This window comes from Vibrio sp. CAU 1672 (assembly GCF_029223195.1).
Taxonomy (GTDB): Bacteria; Pseudomonadota; Gammaproteobacteria; order Enterobacterales; family Vibrionaceae; genus Vibrio.
In genome coordinates, this window is record NZ_JARHUF010000002.1 from 190,524 (window position 1) to 203,495 (window position 12,972).

Genomic DNA, 12,972 nt, shown 5'->3' on the forward strand with positions numbered 1-12,972 from the left:
TTAACGGTTAATATTTTGCTCAATCCGCTGGCACAGTGCTTCGGCCAGCTGGTGAGAGGCGATGTTGCGTTCAACGGTTTTATGGGCAAGTTGGCCGGTATTTACCACTTCAAACCAATCCTCGAGCATCGAGTGAAATCCTTTACTGGCCAGCATCGGGGTCCAGTCTTTCAGGCTAAGCGTCTGTTCCTGATTATTGTGCCAGAGCCTGCCACCAACAAATGAGTCAAATTCAACGGCCTGATTGGCATAACACGCCTGAACCCGTTCTGTCGTGATGCCAAATTGTCGGTTCATTGAGGCATGCAGCAGCGTTTCACCATGCTGCCATTGAATATCCAGCCGAGCCAGCTGGTTACCGGCAAACTGGCTGATGACATAACTATCCTCCAGTTCAGCTTTACTGGTGACATTGATGCTGTCTAGCGGGTGAATGAAATCGTCGAAGATAAATGTGCGGACGTCACCCGGCAGGTTGTGACGGTGTTTTTCCCAGCGCAGGGATTTTAGGTCCCGGATATCGCCTTGCTGTAGGCCCGGCATGTGCTGGTTATACAGCGGAATGTGGCGGCGGTTAAAGCCGACGTATAGCGGCTGGCTCGCTTGCGCAGAAATTTCGTAAAGTCTTTCGACCTCGTCCGCACTATCTGCCAGCGGTTTGTCGACAAACACTGGAATACGTTGGCGTAAAAAGTAATCAGCGATTTGGAAGTGCACCTTAGTGGCAGCATGGATCATTACCGCATCGACACCCAATCCGGGCAACTGATGGTAATCCTGACAGGTTTCTTTGACGCGATACTGTTGGGCTAGTGCAGCTAAGGCGTTAGTATTGCGGGTGCAAAGCACGAGCTCCAGATTAGGGAACTGGGTAATGGCAGGAAGATAGGCTTTTTGCGCAATGTCTCCCAGGCCAATGATGCCAATTTTCATCTTGGTTCTTCTTAATGGAGGATGAGGGCAACAATACACCGGCTAATAGAGCGGCGCGAGGCTGAGATGAAAAGAAAAGAACCTGACTCACGTTTTTGAGGCAGGCTCTTGATTTTCTATTGGTTTTACGCTGTGCGGCAGGCTTTGAATATGTCTAGCTCGCTATTGTAGGCCTTGGTTTCGACGTCCATGATCCCGAGTAACGAATGAAACATATTGTCGTGCGAATATTTTCCGCTGCGCTTGGCTGCCTGGTTTAAACAATCTGGTTCAATGTGTTTGCTTTGCCTGAAACCAGAGGACATCCACAATAACAAAGGTACACGTTTCTGGGTCTCGGGTGCTAAGCCGTAAGGCATACCATGGAGGAACAACCCGTTTTCACCTAATGACTCCCCATGGTCAGAAATGTAAATCATCGCGGTATTGTAATCGTTCTGTAGTGATTTCAGTTTCGCGATGGTCTGGTCGAGAACAAAGTCGGTGTAACGGATGGTGTTGTCATAGGTGTTGATGATTTGTTCAACACTGCAGTTTTCGATGTCTGCACGCGGGCAATCCGGCTGGAAGAACGCCCGGTCTTTCGGATAGCGTTGAAAGTAAGTTGGACCGTGACTGCCTATCAAATGCATTGCGACTACGCGGTTGCCGTGCATGTCTTTGATTTCTTGTTCAAGGTTGGTGAGCAGCGCCATATCATGGCAGGTATGGCCGTTGCACAATGGGCTGTCTTGCTTTCTGTCGACTTCAATTTTGGTGATCTTGTGCGCTACGCCTTTGTCGCCACCATCATTCTCTTTCCAAATTAGATCGATACCGGCTCGTTGCATAATATCGAACACGTTATCCTGGTTGTCGGCTTGGTTGCGATCGAAATCTCGGCGAGTGAGCTGTGAGAACATGCATGGAACCGAGACGGCGGTTGCTGTGCCGCAGGATGCGACATCACGGAAAGAAATTATATCTAACTGACTGGTGTAGGGGTTAGTGTCACGCTGGTAACCGTTCAGCTGGTAATTTTGTGTACGTGCGGTTTCCCCTACGACGAACACCAGCAGGGTGGGTTTATTGTTGGCTTGTTGTTGCGCGGTTTGTGTCTGCTGTGCGTCGGTACCTATCTTGCGGTAAGGCTGTGGTGTGGTGAAGTAGTTCTTCTTTAAGTACCCGGTGGTGCTGTAAACGTATTGGGTCGGGATGATCATCTTTTTCAGATAACTATTGTTGCGGCCAACGGAAGCGTAATCCTGATAGTAGAGACCGGCGATTACCGCGATGACAGCGATTGATGTCAGCATGGAAGCGAGTTTGGTCAACGAGAAACGTAACCACTGGCCCTTTAACGGTTGTAACCGGATGCAGAGCACCAGAATGGCGGGAAGCCCGCCCATGAGCAGGGTCCAAATGATGGAGTAAGCACTGAGATAGGAGCCCGCTTCGCTGGAGTCGGTTTCGACAATGTTGGCGATCATGCCATAGTCGAACAGGGTGCCATAGTTGTAACTGGCGTAGCTCACCATCGCCGATACAACCAGTAATAGGATAAAGAAAGGCTTGGCCACTTTTGGCCAGCTGAACAGGCTGAACAGAAAATTCAGCGCGGCAAAGAAGAAAATAGGAATAGTGATAATAAAGCCTGTTTTCACCTCAGTGATCTGGGAAAAAATACCAGTCAGCTCTTTATATACCGGGATATTGACCACGAGAGTAAAATACAGCGCCAGAATAAGCGTAAAGGTAACGTAAGAAATACCATTGCGTGGAAAATTAACTTTTTTCATCAGTCACTTTCTTAAATAGAACTAAAGCAAGATCGACGCCCAGACAAACAGGGCAAGAATTAACGCGACAAATACGGCAGCAGATCCGATGTCCTTTGCCCGTCCACTGAGCTCATGCCAGTCATTACTGACACGATCGACAACGGCCTCAATTGCGGAGTTAATTAGCTCAACAATCACAACCAACAACAGGCTGCTGATCATCATCACGCGTTCTAATCCTGTTACCGGCAGCAGAAAAGTAGCGAGAGAAAGAACCGCAGTCAGGAGCAGTTCTTGTCTGAAGGCCGCTTCGTGTATCCAAGCGGCTTTCAATCCTTTGAGTGAGTAGCCGGTTGCGTCCCAAATACGGCGAACACCTGTTTTACCTGGTTTCAAAATAGGTCCTTGTGGCTTAGCTAAAATATGTAGGGAGCTTCGTGGGATGAAGCCTCCCCGAGAGTAAAAGACATCAAATTGCGTCAAGGAGAGTAATGGGTTGGGCGTGAAACATTTGTGAAAATGCCCGGACCTAAGGTGAATAATCAGCTAATTGATGCCGGTTGTTGTTTATGACTCCAGGTCGTAGACGGTGTAGCCTTTGTTGGCCAAACATTTACGCAGTACCAGTGATTGGGTTTTGGTTGAGTCGTTAGCCCCGCCGAGTGCGCCTGCGCCGGCACCCACTGCGCCGCCAGCCGCTGCGCCGACGACTGCCCCGCCCACGCCATCTTCAAGGACGCCGGCGACAGCGCCGATCAAGGCACCGGTCACTGCTCCATTCTGTGCTTCTGACTTGGCCGCTTCTGACTTATCGACTTTTTCTGCATAACTTTGGCAGTATGCGAAATCCTGTTCGTATTGTGCCTGGTCTACATTGGTCATATCGACCACGGGTTTTTGGTTGTATGCACACGCACTTATCATTGAGGTCAGAGCTACTAAAACAACAGCTTTATACATTTGGCTAATCCATTTCGTCTGTGAATTGATGAGCTAAATGTACACTGTTTTATTGTTCTGCTCTGTATGCAGATTGTATTGAAATGTCGCGTTTTGTAATTACGTCGAAACCTAAGAGGCAATGATAGGAAAACGTTTATCTTGGCCAAGCTTATTTAGGCAAAGAAGTTTATTTAGGCAAAGAAATGTGAAAACAGGCCCCGCCGAGCGGACTGTGTGAAATGGCCACTTCGCCGTTGTGCAGCAAGGCGATTTGTTTCACGATGGCAAGCCCCAAACCAAAACCACTGGTGCTTTTGTTGCGGGATTTGTCGGCACTGAAAAAGGCGTCGAACAGATGGGGCCAGTATTGCTCTTCAACCCCCTCGCCATCGTCGTGAACCAGGATCTCGCAGTGTTGTTCGGTTTCCTTCAGCTCCAGCATAATCTGGTTGTCTGCATAGCGCATGGCATTGCGCATCAGGTTATCCAGAGCACGTTTGAGAAGGGCCGGGTCACTCAGTACCTTGGCCTCTTGCGTACTGTTACTATTGAGTGAGATAGTTAGCTGGGTGTCTCGCTGCCATTGGTCTATCAGTTCTCTGATGGTCGCGTGAAGCGAGATATCGCTGGCTTGTAGTTGGGCACCAGGACGGTCCATTTTGGCGTAATACAGCAGTTCTTCTACCATATTTTCCATTTCGTCAATATCTTCAACAATACTGTTGATGTACTTTTGCTGCTGTTGGTTGAGTGTTGAGTCTGCCAGCAGTTCTGCTTGCCATTGCAGGCGGAAAATCGGCGTTCTCAACTCATGAGCCACGGCATTGGTGAGCAATTTATTACTGGTAATAAGACGAGAGACTTTATCAGCCATTTCGTTGAAGCTTTTGTTCAGTGTCCCCACTGACTTGGCGCTGGAGGTATCCGCCCTGGCGTCGAAATTTCCTGATGCAAAATCAAGGGTGGTTTTTTCCAGGGCCAACACCCGGCGGCTTAAGAACCAGATAAGTAAAATACAGTACACCGCAAAACCGGCAAGGAAAAAGATCCAGACAATATTGTCAGCGAACTCGATGGCCTGAATGACCGGGCTGTCAGGGTTTTCGCTCAGTTTGAATATTGGCGAGTCGGATTCAAAACGAAACCAGAGGTTTCTCTCTTCGTCAAATGCCGTGTTGATGGTTGGGTGGGTCGCAAAGAGCTGGTTAATTTCAACAGGAAGCTGGTCCGGTGCTTTGGCTTCGAGAAGGTGGTGGCTGGACGTGGCCAGTTTCTTCAGTTGCTCAAGAGTGTAATCTGGACCTTTTTCCTGATAGATAGGGTAAACAAATTCATGGAAGGCTTGTGCCTCTTGTTCCTCCAGCAGGTAGTCATAATCAGTATTGAGTTGATAAACAATGACTTCGTAACCATACAGGCTGGCGACAAACAGGATGATAAGGCCGATGAAGGCTTCCAGATAGATACGTTTCATTCTGCATTCCACGCGTCAGGCATAAACAGGTAGCCTTTACCACGTACGGTGATGATCTTTTTGGGCGGAGTGGTGGTATCGTTTAGTTTTTTGCGCAGGGTAACGATTCGGTTATCGATAGTACGGTCGCTGCCATCGTACGCAATCCCACGCAGGGTCTGGGTCAGCCATTCACGTGACAACGGGTGCTCCGGGTGACTTGCCAGCACCCAAAGTAAGTCAAACTCACCGTCTGTCAGGGCGACGGGTTCATGTTTTATCGTACATGATTTGCGCAGCCGGTTTAGGCCAAGTGTGCCGATTTGCAGACCGGCGTCTGACTCTGTCGCGGTGTTTTCTTTGCGGCGTAGCAGCATTCGTATCCGGGCCAGCAACACTCGGGGTTTAATGGGCTTAGTGACGAAATCATCGGCGCCGATTTCTAATCCGGCCACGTGGTCAAAGTCATCATCACTGGCAGTAAGCATCAGGACTTTGCCTTTATAACACTCACGTATCTGGCGGCAAACACTCAAGCCATCTTGTCCCGGCAGCATCAAATCTAACAATACCAGATCGGGTTGGGCCTCAAGGATGGCATCAGGTGCATCAATACCATTATCAATACAGGTAACGTTGAAGCCTTGGGTTACAAAATAGTCGCACAGCATCGTTTGTAGTTTAGGGTCGTCTTCAACGATGATCAGGGATTGCTTAGTTGCCGGTATGTTCATTGTGTTTATGAGTGCTCTTGTTGATATCACTGAAACTTAAACAAATTTGCGGGTTATTTCAATGAGTGTTGTACATAGAGAAGGGATTTTAGGCTGGGGTATGACAGGGAGTTAAGAGCCAAAGCTCCAGTAATGACCGGAGCTTTTGGGGGAGACATTTCGCTTATTTATGATGCTGTTGCTGGTTCAGCCTCGACTATTTCATCCTCTTTTGATTGAGTTCCGAGGATCTTGTCTTGTTCTAGTTGGTGAAAGCCGCCTGCAATGAATACCTTCAGCTTGCCATGGCTCCTTTGCAGGGGTTGTCGCGTCGTTTTTGGTTTGCTTTTAAAAATCAAGATTTAGATTTGGTTGAGGCTTCTTCGCTTTATGCCGCTGTTTTACGTGCCGTCAGCCATACGGATGCCGAAGAGGCCGTTGCAGCTTCTCACCGGCTAAATGATTATTTGACCGACGTGGCCTACCGAAGCATTCAGCCGAGAAAGTGAGTTTGGTTGAACCGGCTATTGGTTACGCTGCAGGACAGTAAACAAAAAGGCGCACCGAGTGCGCCTGAATCCTTCACAGCAAGTGGCCGTTATGCACATTATTCAGCGGTGCAAACGACGCTGTTATCGCTACCGAGTCCGTTTGGTACGTAAGCATCGGCCTGAGGATCATTATCCCATTGCGCTTCGTCAAACAGGTAGCGGAACTGGATATTCTGTTCCTTAGGCAAGCGAGTTTTAAATTTAAACTGACCGCTTTTTTTCACAAGCTTCATTGGCTCTGGTTGCCAGTCGTTGAAATCGCCGGCGATTTGAATCGATTCCCACTGGTCTTTATCAAGCTCAAAAGTCACTTCAACTTCGTCTTTGGTTTTAAAGAATCGTTTTTTTAGCATTAATCTTTCCTTGTTTGAACAAAAACTGATCTAACTATTACTCGTGTTTCATAGCGATTTCAAGTTTTATCCATTTGGTGGCGACTTATTGAGCACTTGTTGGACCAAGCTAGGGGTGGTTTCGACAGCGAAAAACTTGTGTGAGTAAGGCGTTTCTGTATTATGGAAAACCTGAAATTGTTCAAGATCCTGGTATGTGGAATAAGAATCGTACATTACTGATGACGGGGCTGTGTTTGACGCTGATGTTGCTGACCAGCTTTGCTGCGAGTGTGGTGGCCGGCACTAAACGCCTGGATAACCAGCGTCAGGCAGAGGTTATTCATCTGCATCAACCGCTGGGTGTCAACTCTGAGTGTGTCGATCTAAAAAACGGCGATCATCAACTGATGAGCAAGCAAACCCATACCAGCTGCAGTTCATTGTGCATCATCAAGATGCCTCTGAAATTGTCTTCGGTTGTCTTGGGGTTATGGCCGTATCGGCTGGCACTTATCGATAAGTTGCCATCACCCAAAGTGATAGCAATCGTCACCAAGCCTTTCCGCCCTCCAATTGTTTGATCTTTCTATCTGCTCTCACCGGCGCTTTCGCTGGTTATTTACCTGTACAAGTTAAAGAGTGGCATTAATTGCCAGAAAGGAACTAACAATGAAAAAACTATTTGCACTTATGGCGGCAGCTGTACTGACGTTTTCTGTCCAGGCCGCACAGTTTGAGGAAGGAAAGCATTATAAGGTGCTGGAAGTTGAAAAAGCAGCTGCACCCACAGTGACGGAGTTCTTCTCGTTTTACTGTCCCCACTGCTACAAGTTCGAGTCAGTGATGGCTAACCTAAAACCGGCACTGCCAAAGGATGCCCGTTTTGAAAAGGTACACGTTGCGTTTATGGGCAATGATATGGCGGTACCAATGGCGAAATCTTATGCTACTATGATCTCGCTTGGTGTCGAAGACAGCATGATCCCGGCGATGTTTGCGCAAATACACCAGAAACGCAGCGCGCCGAAAAATGAACAAGAACTGAAACAGATCTTCATTGAACAGGGGGTTGATGGTCACAAGTTTGATGCGGCGTACAACAGTTTTGCTGTGAATGCGATGCAAAAGCGCTTTGATAAGCAGTTCCAGGACAGTACCTTGACCGGGGTGCCGGGGGTATTGGTCAACAATAAGTACATTGTCCTGACCGGAGCCATCCGCAGTTTTGATGAGTATAATCAGCTGGTGAATTACTTGTTGACCCTTTGAGCGTGAGCTCGAGTCACGGAAATGGCGGCTGAAAGCCGCCATTTTTTGTTGTTAGTCGGTATAGTTAATACCATCGCTCATGTTCAGAGTTAGGTTATGTCAGACGGGGCGGTTTTAAGCAATCAGTACCAAGCCATGCATTAACACCACACCGCCGGTGAGCTTTCCTCTCATTAATTGATAGCCTTTGGGCTCTGAATCGTGTTCGATTTCGCGCATCAGCTTCTCTGCGTACCAAACTGCCACATAACCCATTGCCAGCAGAATGATGGCAAGTGGTGCATTCTTATTCCCCTGTAGCAGTGCCCCCCAGGCAATCAAGACAAACAAGTTACTTAAGATCAGCGCATTACGGCTCAGACGATGTGAGCAATGGTCGATGCCATTTCCCCACAGCACACCTGATAAGAAACTTAGAATCACCGCACTGTAGGCGATAAAAAACTGTTGGCCGGACAGACCAAAAAGAGCGCGATCCGCCATCACCAGTAACAGGCTCAACAGAAAGGGAAGCAACCCTAAGTAGCCTAGCTGCAGCATTGTGGAACGGGTGTTAGTCATAGTGATTTCCTTATACCAGTGGTTTTTCCCATGCCGCTCGCTTACGCTGAGTTTCGCAGTCGTTCTGTTCCGTGCAACCGTTCAGGGCGAGCTGAAGGATGTATCCAGGTTGGCGTGTGCCAGCGTGTTGCGCGCCAAGCCGAGCCATGGTTCATGATTTAATTTTTTATGGCTTAACAACAATGATAGGTACTGACTGGCAAACCGGATAGAACAAAGTGAGCATAAATGTGGTGACGTAGCGCCATCAGGGAAAGGCCATTGGCGTGAGGTCGGGCAATAATTTTATGATGAGTGATTGCTTCCCACGCAATCTGTATAGCGGGCAGGCATGCGGATGCCTGTTCGTCACAAGTAAATGATATCGAGTGAAAAACTGGTTGAAGCTCTGATTTTTGCAAATTGGCTGAGCTTTGTTATGTCGCTGCTTTTATTGAGTAGATTATGATAACGGTTTTGTTAAGCAGGGAAGAGCAATGAGCGAGATTCAGTTCGAGAGCAGCAAGGTAAAGGTAGGGAAAGTCCTGTGTGTCGGACGTAATTATGCTGAGCATATTAAGGAGCTGAATAATGCGATGCCGGAACAGATGGTGGTATTCAATAAGCCAGCCTCGTCGGTCAGCCCAACCTTGCATGCGTTTCACCACGAGCCGTTGCATTACGAAGCAGAAATCTGCTTTTTGGTCGAGCAGGGGCAATACGTCGGGGTTGGGCTGGGGCTGGATCTGACCAAGCGCGCATTGCAAAGTCGGCTGAAAGAGAAAGGCCTGCCGTGGGAAAGGGCAAAAGCGTTTGATGGCAGCGCGGTATTCAGCCGGTTTAAGTCTTTACCGGGGATTGATATCCACGAGCTGAATCTGGAATTGTTTATCAACTGTGTGCGGGTACAAAAAGGCCACGTCAAACAGATGTTGTATCCCCCGTTAGAGATCTTAGCTGAGCTAAAGACTTACACGTCGGTTGAGGATGGCGATATTGTCATGACAGGCACGCCACAGGGCGTCGGAGAAGTGCATCGTGGGGATGTGTTTCTCGGACGCCTGAAGTGTGGTGACGTTACCTTGCTTGAAATCGAGTGGGTCGCTAGTTAATCCAGGTATTGAGCAGCAAAAATGCTGCCATGCTGATAATGGTGGTCATTAAGACGTTTTTGCTCCGGTAAGCTATCGCCAGTGCAATGATCGCCGCCAGAAGATACGGGTTACGCCAGGAGAGGAGCAGTTCACCTTCTGGCAGAAAGACGATCGGTGCCCAGATGGCAGTGAGTACCGCAGGGCTTGAGTATGCCAATAACTTTTGCGTCCGGACACCAAGGCGTACCGGCAGTTTAGGTTCGAGAAAAACATAGCGACTGGCAAAAACCAGGATGGTCATGGCTAAAATGGACAAGAGTATCATTGCGCTTCTCCCCGGAGCTGCTCAGCCCCATATCCGGCTAACATGCCAAGAATGCTCGACAGCATCAATGCCCCCTCGACGTTTAACCAGGTCAGCCCCACGGAGCTCACCAGGGCTACCACGACACTGGCCAGCACGGCTAAGTTCTTAATCCCCGGTACCACAATGGCAATGAAAGTGGCGGCGACCGCAAACTCTAATCCCATTTCATTCAGTTGTGGGATCAGACGACCTGCGATGATGCCGGCCAGTGTGGCGGCATTCCAGACTAGGTAGAAACTCAGCCCTGCACCAAGCGCGTACCAGCGCTGAAACTGTTTGTCAGACTGATGGCCAATCACGGCAAACAGTTCGTCTGTCAGCAAAAAGCCAAGTGATAAGCGCCACTTCAGTGGCAACGGCGCGATTTTGCTGCGTACCGAGATGCTGTAAAGAAAATGGCGCGAGGTGATAAAGAAGGTGGTCAGCAACATGGTCGTGAGCCCGGCTCCGGCTTTAATCATGCCCATCGCGACCAGCTGGGCGGAACCGGCAAACAGGATGGCGGATAAGGCTTGTCCTTCCAGAGGAAGCAGGCCGCTATCAATGGCAAATGAACCGGCGAGTAACCCCCAGGGCAGAACCGCGATACTGAGTGGCATCATTGCGACGGTTCCCTGCAGGAAAAGTTTGGTTTTTGATTCGGTGGTGTTTGGCAAAATGGTTTCCATGGTTTTGATTCTGATGATTGTCCGTAGGTAAAAGCTAGCTTAAAAACTGTCATTAACCTTGTATGAAATTGCTGGGTTACCGGCCGGGCTGTGGCGTTTGGGTCAGCAGTGGCGCCGGTACTGGCCCGGTGTCACTCCCATCGCTTTTTTAAAATGGCGAGTGAAGTGGCTTTGATCATAGAATCCGCATTCCTGGGCAACATCCAGCAGTTTGTGGCCGGCTTTAAGTAAGGTCTTTCCCATCCTCAGGCGCTGCTGGATTTGGTAGGCATGGGGAGGAAAGCCAAACTGCTTTTGGAACTCGCGCAGTAAATGGAATGGACTGAGCCCGGCCAGTTTCGCCAGTTCTTCCAGTGAGACATCGGCCTGCGGGAAGTCATCTAAAAATTCTTTGACCAGGCTGGTTTGTCGCTGTGCTGCGCTTTGGCTGGCCGGGGTTGACCTGGCCGTACTGTGTTTGCCAGCCAGTTTGATCAGGGTACCGTATACCAGTGTTTCGCGCAGTAAGCGGTTATCTGAGTTGGCCAGCGTATCAAACACTAACCTGAGCTGACTGGCAAGCTCAGGATCATGCACCACCGGCTGAGGAAAATAGGGCAGGGCGATATTCGGCGTATTCAGATCCGCGGCAAGCTGCCGGAACTGCTCCGGAAGCGGGTACATCGCTTTGTATTCCCAGCCTCCCTCGGTTGCTGAGTGGCCGTTGTGTACTTCATCGGCATTGACAAGGATAATGCTGTCTTGCGGGGCTATGTGGTTGCCATTGGTGCGAAAGAAACGTTGCGCGCCTTTTTCGATCACCCCGATGGTATAGCCTTCATGACTATGACGAGAAAAGTTCTGCTTCTCGTATTTAGCGTCAAGTAACTCCAGCCCACCCAGTTCCCGGGCGATCTGAAACTTAGCGATTTCCTTATCTTTCTTTTTCATACCGGTTTATATCGCCTGTTGCTGTGTATTGCTGATAGGTCAGTGTATCCCATTCGGCAAGATTATTTTTGTACAAAATTGCTCGCGGGGGCATTTATTAAAATGCGCATTGGTTAGTTATGTTTCATATTTGTATAAATGGTGCTTATTAAGCTGTTAATTTTTGTCTGATTAGAAATATAGGCTGGATGAGGGCGTTGTGTTGGTATAAAATTCGCCGCTTTGTTGTCTAGTTGCTGTCTGAATCATGATTGATCTCTCCATCCTTCCTGTCTATTTAACGGCGGTGATCGCCCTGTTGCTGCTTCCCGGCCCTGATATGTTGCTGATTGCCAGTTCAAGTATGAGCTATGGGAAAAAAGTGGGTCTCTTTGCCAGTTTGGGTAACGCGACCTCGGGGGTGATCCTGACCCTGCTGGCGGCGATGGGGGTATCGACCCTGATCGCCATGAGTCCGGTGGCGCTTAAGGTGCTGCATTTACTGGGCGGCGCATATCTACTGAAAATGGGTTGGGATTGCATGCGTGCCGAGGCGTCGGCCGCTCCGGAGCTCGATCAACAAAACCGAATGGCGTCGACATACTATCAGCGAGCATTGATGAGCAATTTGCTCAACCCGAAAGCGCTGGTCTTTTTTGTAATGTTTTTGCCTCAGTTTGTTTCGGTAAAGATTAGTGCAAGTTCGGGTGAGCAGATGCTGGCACTTGGGTTGTTGCTCAATGTGTTGGGCTTGCTGTTTAATCTATTGCTGGTGGCTTTGGCCGGAACGCTGGGTAAAGGGCTGCTGGAAAACGCTAAGTTCCGTACCTATCAGCACAAATTGATGGGGTTGGTGTTTGTGCTACTGGCAATTTGGATGCTTAGCAGTCTCATTCTGTAATCAACTTTGCTCCATTTGTCGGAAAAAAGCCAGCATTGCTGGCTTTTTTGCTATTCTAGCGGCCGAAAATAACCAACAGTCAGGGAGATGTGGTTAATATGGAACTGGAGTTTGCGCTTAATCCTGAGCAATCAGACTTAGATTGCATTCGTAATGGTATCTACACATACAATCGTCAGCACCTGCCTCAAGGGGCCGTAACCCCGGTTGGGTGTTTTGCCCGTGACACGCACGGCAATATTGTGGCCGGGCTCACCGGGCAGATGTTCAGCAATACGGTGTTTGTTGAGTACTTGTGGGTCAGTGAAGCGCAGCGTGGTACGCGTTTAGGCAGCCGTTTAATCCACCTGCTGGAAGAGCAGGTAAAAGCGCACGATGTAACGCATCTTTATCTGGATACTTACAGTTTTCAGGCGTTGGATTTTTATCTCAAGCTCGGCTTTAGCAAAGTCGGCGAATATACCGGCTTCCCGAGCGAAGGCATCGTTAAGTATTTTCTACAAAAACAGCTCTAGTAAGAGGCGCCATCCGGCGCCT

General features: G+C 48.9%; 17 protein-coding genes. 6 read left to right on the plus strand and 11 right to left on the minus strand.

Annotated elements, in window-relative coordinates; translation table 11 throughout:
• The 6 genes from P2G85_RS03120 to P2G85_RS03145 form a co-directional block, all read right to left on the minus strand.
• Positions 1-933, minus strand: a complete 933-nt coding sequence (locus P2G85_RS03120) for a Gfo/Idh/MocA family oxidoreductase (protein WP_275862658.1) — start codon at positions 931-933, stop codon at positions 1-3.
• A 125-nt stretch (positions 934-1,058) separates the two neighbouring features.
• Positions 1,059-2,711, minus strand: coding sequence for a phosphoethanolamine--lipid A transferase (locus P2G85_RS03125; protein ID WP_275862659.1), 1,653 nt, complete (start codon positions 2,709-2,711; stop codon positions 1,059-1,061).
• A 21-nt stretch (positions 2,712-2,732) separates the two neighbouring features.
• A complete protein-coding gene (locus tag P2G85_RS03130; protein WP_275862660.1) occupies positions 2,733-3,089 on the minus strand; it encodes a diacylglycerol kinase in 357 nt (118 codons plus the stop codon).
• A gap of 171 nt (positions 3,090-3,260) precedes the next feature.
• Positions 3,261-3,653 (minus strand): glycine zipper family protein, encoded by a 393-nt coding sequence (locus P2G85_RS03135; protein WP_275862661.1) that lies wholly within the window; start codon positions 3,651-3,653, stop codon positions 3,261-3,263.
• A 169-nt stretch (positions 3,654-3,822) separates the two neighbouring features.
• Positions 3,823-5,109, minus strand: coding sequence for an ATP-binding protein (locus tag P2G85_RS03140; RefSeq protein WP_275862662.1), 1,287 nt, complete (start codon positions 5,107-5,109; stop codon positions 3,823-3,825).
• The gene (locus tag P2G85_RS03145) at positions 5,106-5,822 is read right to left on the minus strand and encodes a response regulator transcription factor (protein ID WP_275862663.1); all 717 of its coding nucleotides are present in this window, start codon (positions 5,820-5,822) and stop codon (positions 5,106-5,108) included. The genes P2G85_RS03140 and P2G85_RS03145 overlap by 4 nt, the downstream gene beginning before the upstream one ends.
• A 245-nt stretch (positions 5,823-6,067) precedes the next feature.
• Between P2G85_RS03145 and P2G85_RS03150 the strand changes: the two genes are divergently transcribed.
• Positions 6,068-6,310, plus strand: coding sequence for a hypothetical protein (locus P2G85_RS03150; RefSeq protein WP_275862664.1), 243 nt, complete (start codon positions 6,068-6,070; stop codon positions 6,308-6,310).
• 98 nt (positions 6,311-6,408) lie between these two features.
• Here the strand turns inward: P2G85_RS03150 and P2G85_RS03155 are convergent, their stop codons facing one another.
• Entirely contained in the window at positions 6,409-6,705 is a 297-nt protein-coding gene (locus P2G85_RS03155) for an isoamylase early set domain-containing protein (RefSeq protein ID WP_275862665.1), read from the minus strand.
• A 194-nt stretch (positions 6,706-6,899) separates the two neighbouring features.
• Between P2G85_RS03155 and P2G85_RS03160 the strand changes: the two genes are divergently transcribed.
• Both P2G85_RS03160 and P2G85_RS03165 read left to right on the plus strand, forming a co-directional pair.
• Positions 6,900-7,268, plus strand: a complete 369-nt coding sequence (locus tag P2G85_RS03160) for a hypothetical protein (protein WP_275862666.1) — start codon at positions 6,900-6,902, stop codon at positions 7,266-7,268.
• Between the two features lie 88 nt (positions 7,269-7,356).
• Complete coding sequence (locus tag P2G85_RS03165) at positions 7,357-7,956, plus strand: thiol:disulfide interchange protein DsbA/DsbL (RefSeq protein WP_275862667.1); 600 nt, start codon at positions 7,357-7,359, stop codon at positions 7,954-7,956.
• 114 nt (positions 7,957-8,070) lie between these two features.
• Here the strand turns inward: P2G85_RS03165 and P2G85_RS03170 are convergent, their stop codons facing one another.
• Positions 8,071-8,517: a DUF3429 domain-containing protein gene (locus P2G85_RS03170; RefSeq protein ID WP_275862668.1), complete on the minus strand. Its 447-nt coding sequence runs from the start codon at positions 8,515-8,517 to the stop codon at positions 8,071-8,073.
• A gap of 476 nt (positions 8,518-8,993) precedes the next feature.
• On the opposite strand from P2G85_RS03170, the gene P2G85_RS03175 reads away from it, so the two are divergent.
• Positions 8,994-9,608, plus strand: a complete 615-nt coding sequence (locus tag P2G85_RS03175; RefSeq protein WP_275862669.1) for a fumarylacetoacetate hydrolase family protein — start codon at positions 8,994-8,996, stop codon at positions 9,606-9,608.
• Here P2G85_RS03175 and P2G85_RS03180 read toward each other — a convergent pair.
• The 3 genes from P2G85_RS03180 to P2G85_RS03190 form a co-directional block, all read right to left on the minus strand.
• Positions 9,601-9,915 carry an AzlD domain-containing protein gene (locus P2G85_RS03180; RefSeq protein ID WP_275862670.1) on the minus strand — a complete coding sequence of 105 codons (315 nt, stop codon included), beginning with the start codon at positions 9,913-9,915 and terminating at the stop codon, positions 9,601-9,603. The genes P2G85_RS03175 and P2G85_RS03180 overlap by 8 nt on opposite strands.
• Positions 9,912-10,625, minus strand: coding sequence for an AzlC family ABC transporter permease (locus P2G85_RS03185; RefSeq protein WP_275862671.1), 714 nt, complete (start codon positions 10,623-10,625; stop codon positions 9,912-9,914). The genes P2G85_RS03180 and P2G85_RS03185 overlap by 4 nt, the downstream gene beginning before the upstream one ends.
• A 102-nt stretch (positions 10,626-10,727) precedes the next feature.
• Positions 10,728-11,555, minus strand: coding sequence for an AraC family transcriptional regulator (locus P2G85_RS03190; protein ID WP_275862672.1), 828 nt, complete (start codon positions 11,553-11,555; stop codon positions 10,728-10,730).
• A gap of 247 nt (positions 11,556-11,802) precedes the next feature.
• Between P2G85_RS03190 and P2G85_RS03195 the strand changes: the two genes are divergently transcribed.
• Together P2G85_RS03195 and P2G85_RS03200 are read left to right on the plus strand one after the other, a co-directional pair.
• On the plus strand, positions 11,803-12,435 hold the full coding sequence (locus P2G85_RS03195) for a LysE family translocator (RefSeq protein ID WP_275862673.1): 633 nt from the start codon (positions 11,803-11,805) through the stop codon (positions 12,433-12,435).
• Between the two features lie 98 nt (positions 12,436-12,533).
• Positions 12,534-12,950 (plus strand): GNAT family N-acetyltransferase, encoded by a 417-nt coding sequence (locus P2G85_RS03200; protein WP_275862674.1) that lies wholly within the window; start codon positions 12,534-12,536, stop codon positions 12,948-12,950.
• Positions 12,951-12,972 lie beyond the last annotated feature (22 nt).

Excerpts from the sequence above, each read along its gene's own strand:
- P2G85_RS03120 (WP_275862658.1), bottom strand. The coding sequence starts at position 933 with ATGAAAATTGGCATCATTGGCCTGGGAGACATTGCGCAAAAAGCCTAT.
- P2G85_RS03125 (WP_275862659.1), bottom strand. The coding sequence starts at position 2,711 with ATGAAAAAAGTTAATTTTCCACGCAATGGTATTTCTTACGTTACCTTT.
- P2G85_RS03135 (WP_275862661.1), bottom strand. The coding sequence starts at position 3,653 with ATGTATAAAGCTGTTGTTTTAGTAGCTCTGACCTCAATGATAAGTGCG.
- P2G85_RS03140 (WP_275862662.1), bottom strand. The coding sequence starts at position 5,109 with ATGAAACGTATCTATCTGGAAGCCTTCATCGGCCTTATCATCCTGTTT.
- P2G85_RS03145 (WP_275862663.1), bottom strand. The coding sequence starts at position 5,822 with ATGAACATACCGGCAACTAAGCAATCCCTGATCATCGTTGAAGACGAC.
- P2G85_RS03155 (WP_275862665.1), bottom strand. The coding sequence starts at position 6,705 with ATGCTAAAAAAACGATTCTTTAAAACCAAAGACGAAGTTGAAGTGACT.
- P2G85_RS03160 (WP_275862666.1), top strand. The coding sequence starts at position 6,900 with ATGTGGAATAAGAATCGTACATTACTGATGACGGGGCTGTGTTTGACG.
- P2G85_RS03165 (WP_275862667.1), top strand. The coding sequence starts at position 7,357 with ATGAAAAAACTATTTGCACTTATGGCGGCAGCTGTACTGACGTTTTCT.
- P2G85_RS03170 (WP_275862668.1), bottom strand. The coding sequence starts at position 8,517 with ATGACTAACACCCGTTCCACAATGCTGCAGCTAGGCTACTTAGGGTTG.
- P2G85_RS03175 (WP_275862669.1), top strand. The coding sequence starts at position 8,994 with ATGAGCGAGATTCAGTTCGAGAGCAGCAAGGTAAAGGTAGGGAAAGTC.
- P2G85_RS03180 (WP_275862670.1), bottom strand. The coding sequence starts at position 9,915 with ATGATACTCTTGTCCATTTTAGCCATGACCATCCTGGTTTTTGCCAGT.
- P2G85_RS03185 (WP_275862671.1), bottom strand. The coding sequence starts at position 10,625 with ATGGAAACCATTTTGCCAAACACCACCGAATCAAAAACCAAACTTTTC.
- P2G85_RS03190 (WP_275862672.1), bottom strand. The coding sequence starts at position 11,555 with ATGAAAAAGAAAGATAAGGAAATCGCTAAGTTTCAGATCGCCCGGGAA.
- P2G85_RS03195 (WP_275862673.1), top strand. The coding sequence starts at position 11,803 with ATGATTGATCTCTCCATCCTTCCTGTCTATTTAACGGCGGTGATCGCC.
- P2G85_RS03200 (WP_275862674.1), top strand. The coding sequence starts at position 12,534 with ATGGAACTGGAGTTTGCGCTTAATCCTGAGCAATCAGACTTAGATTGC.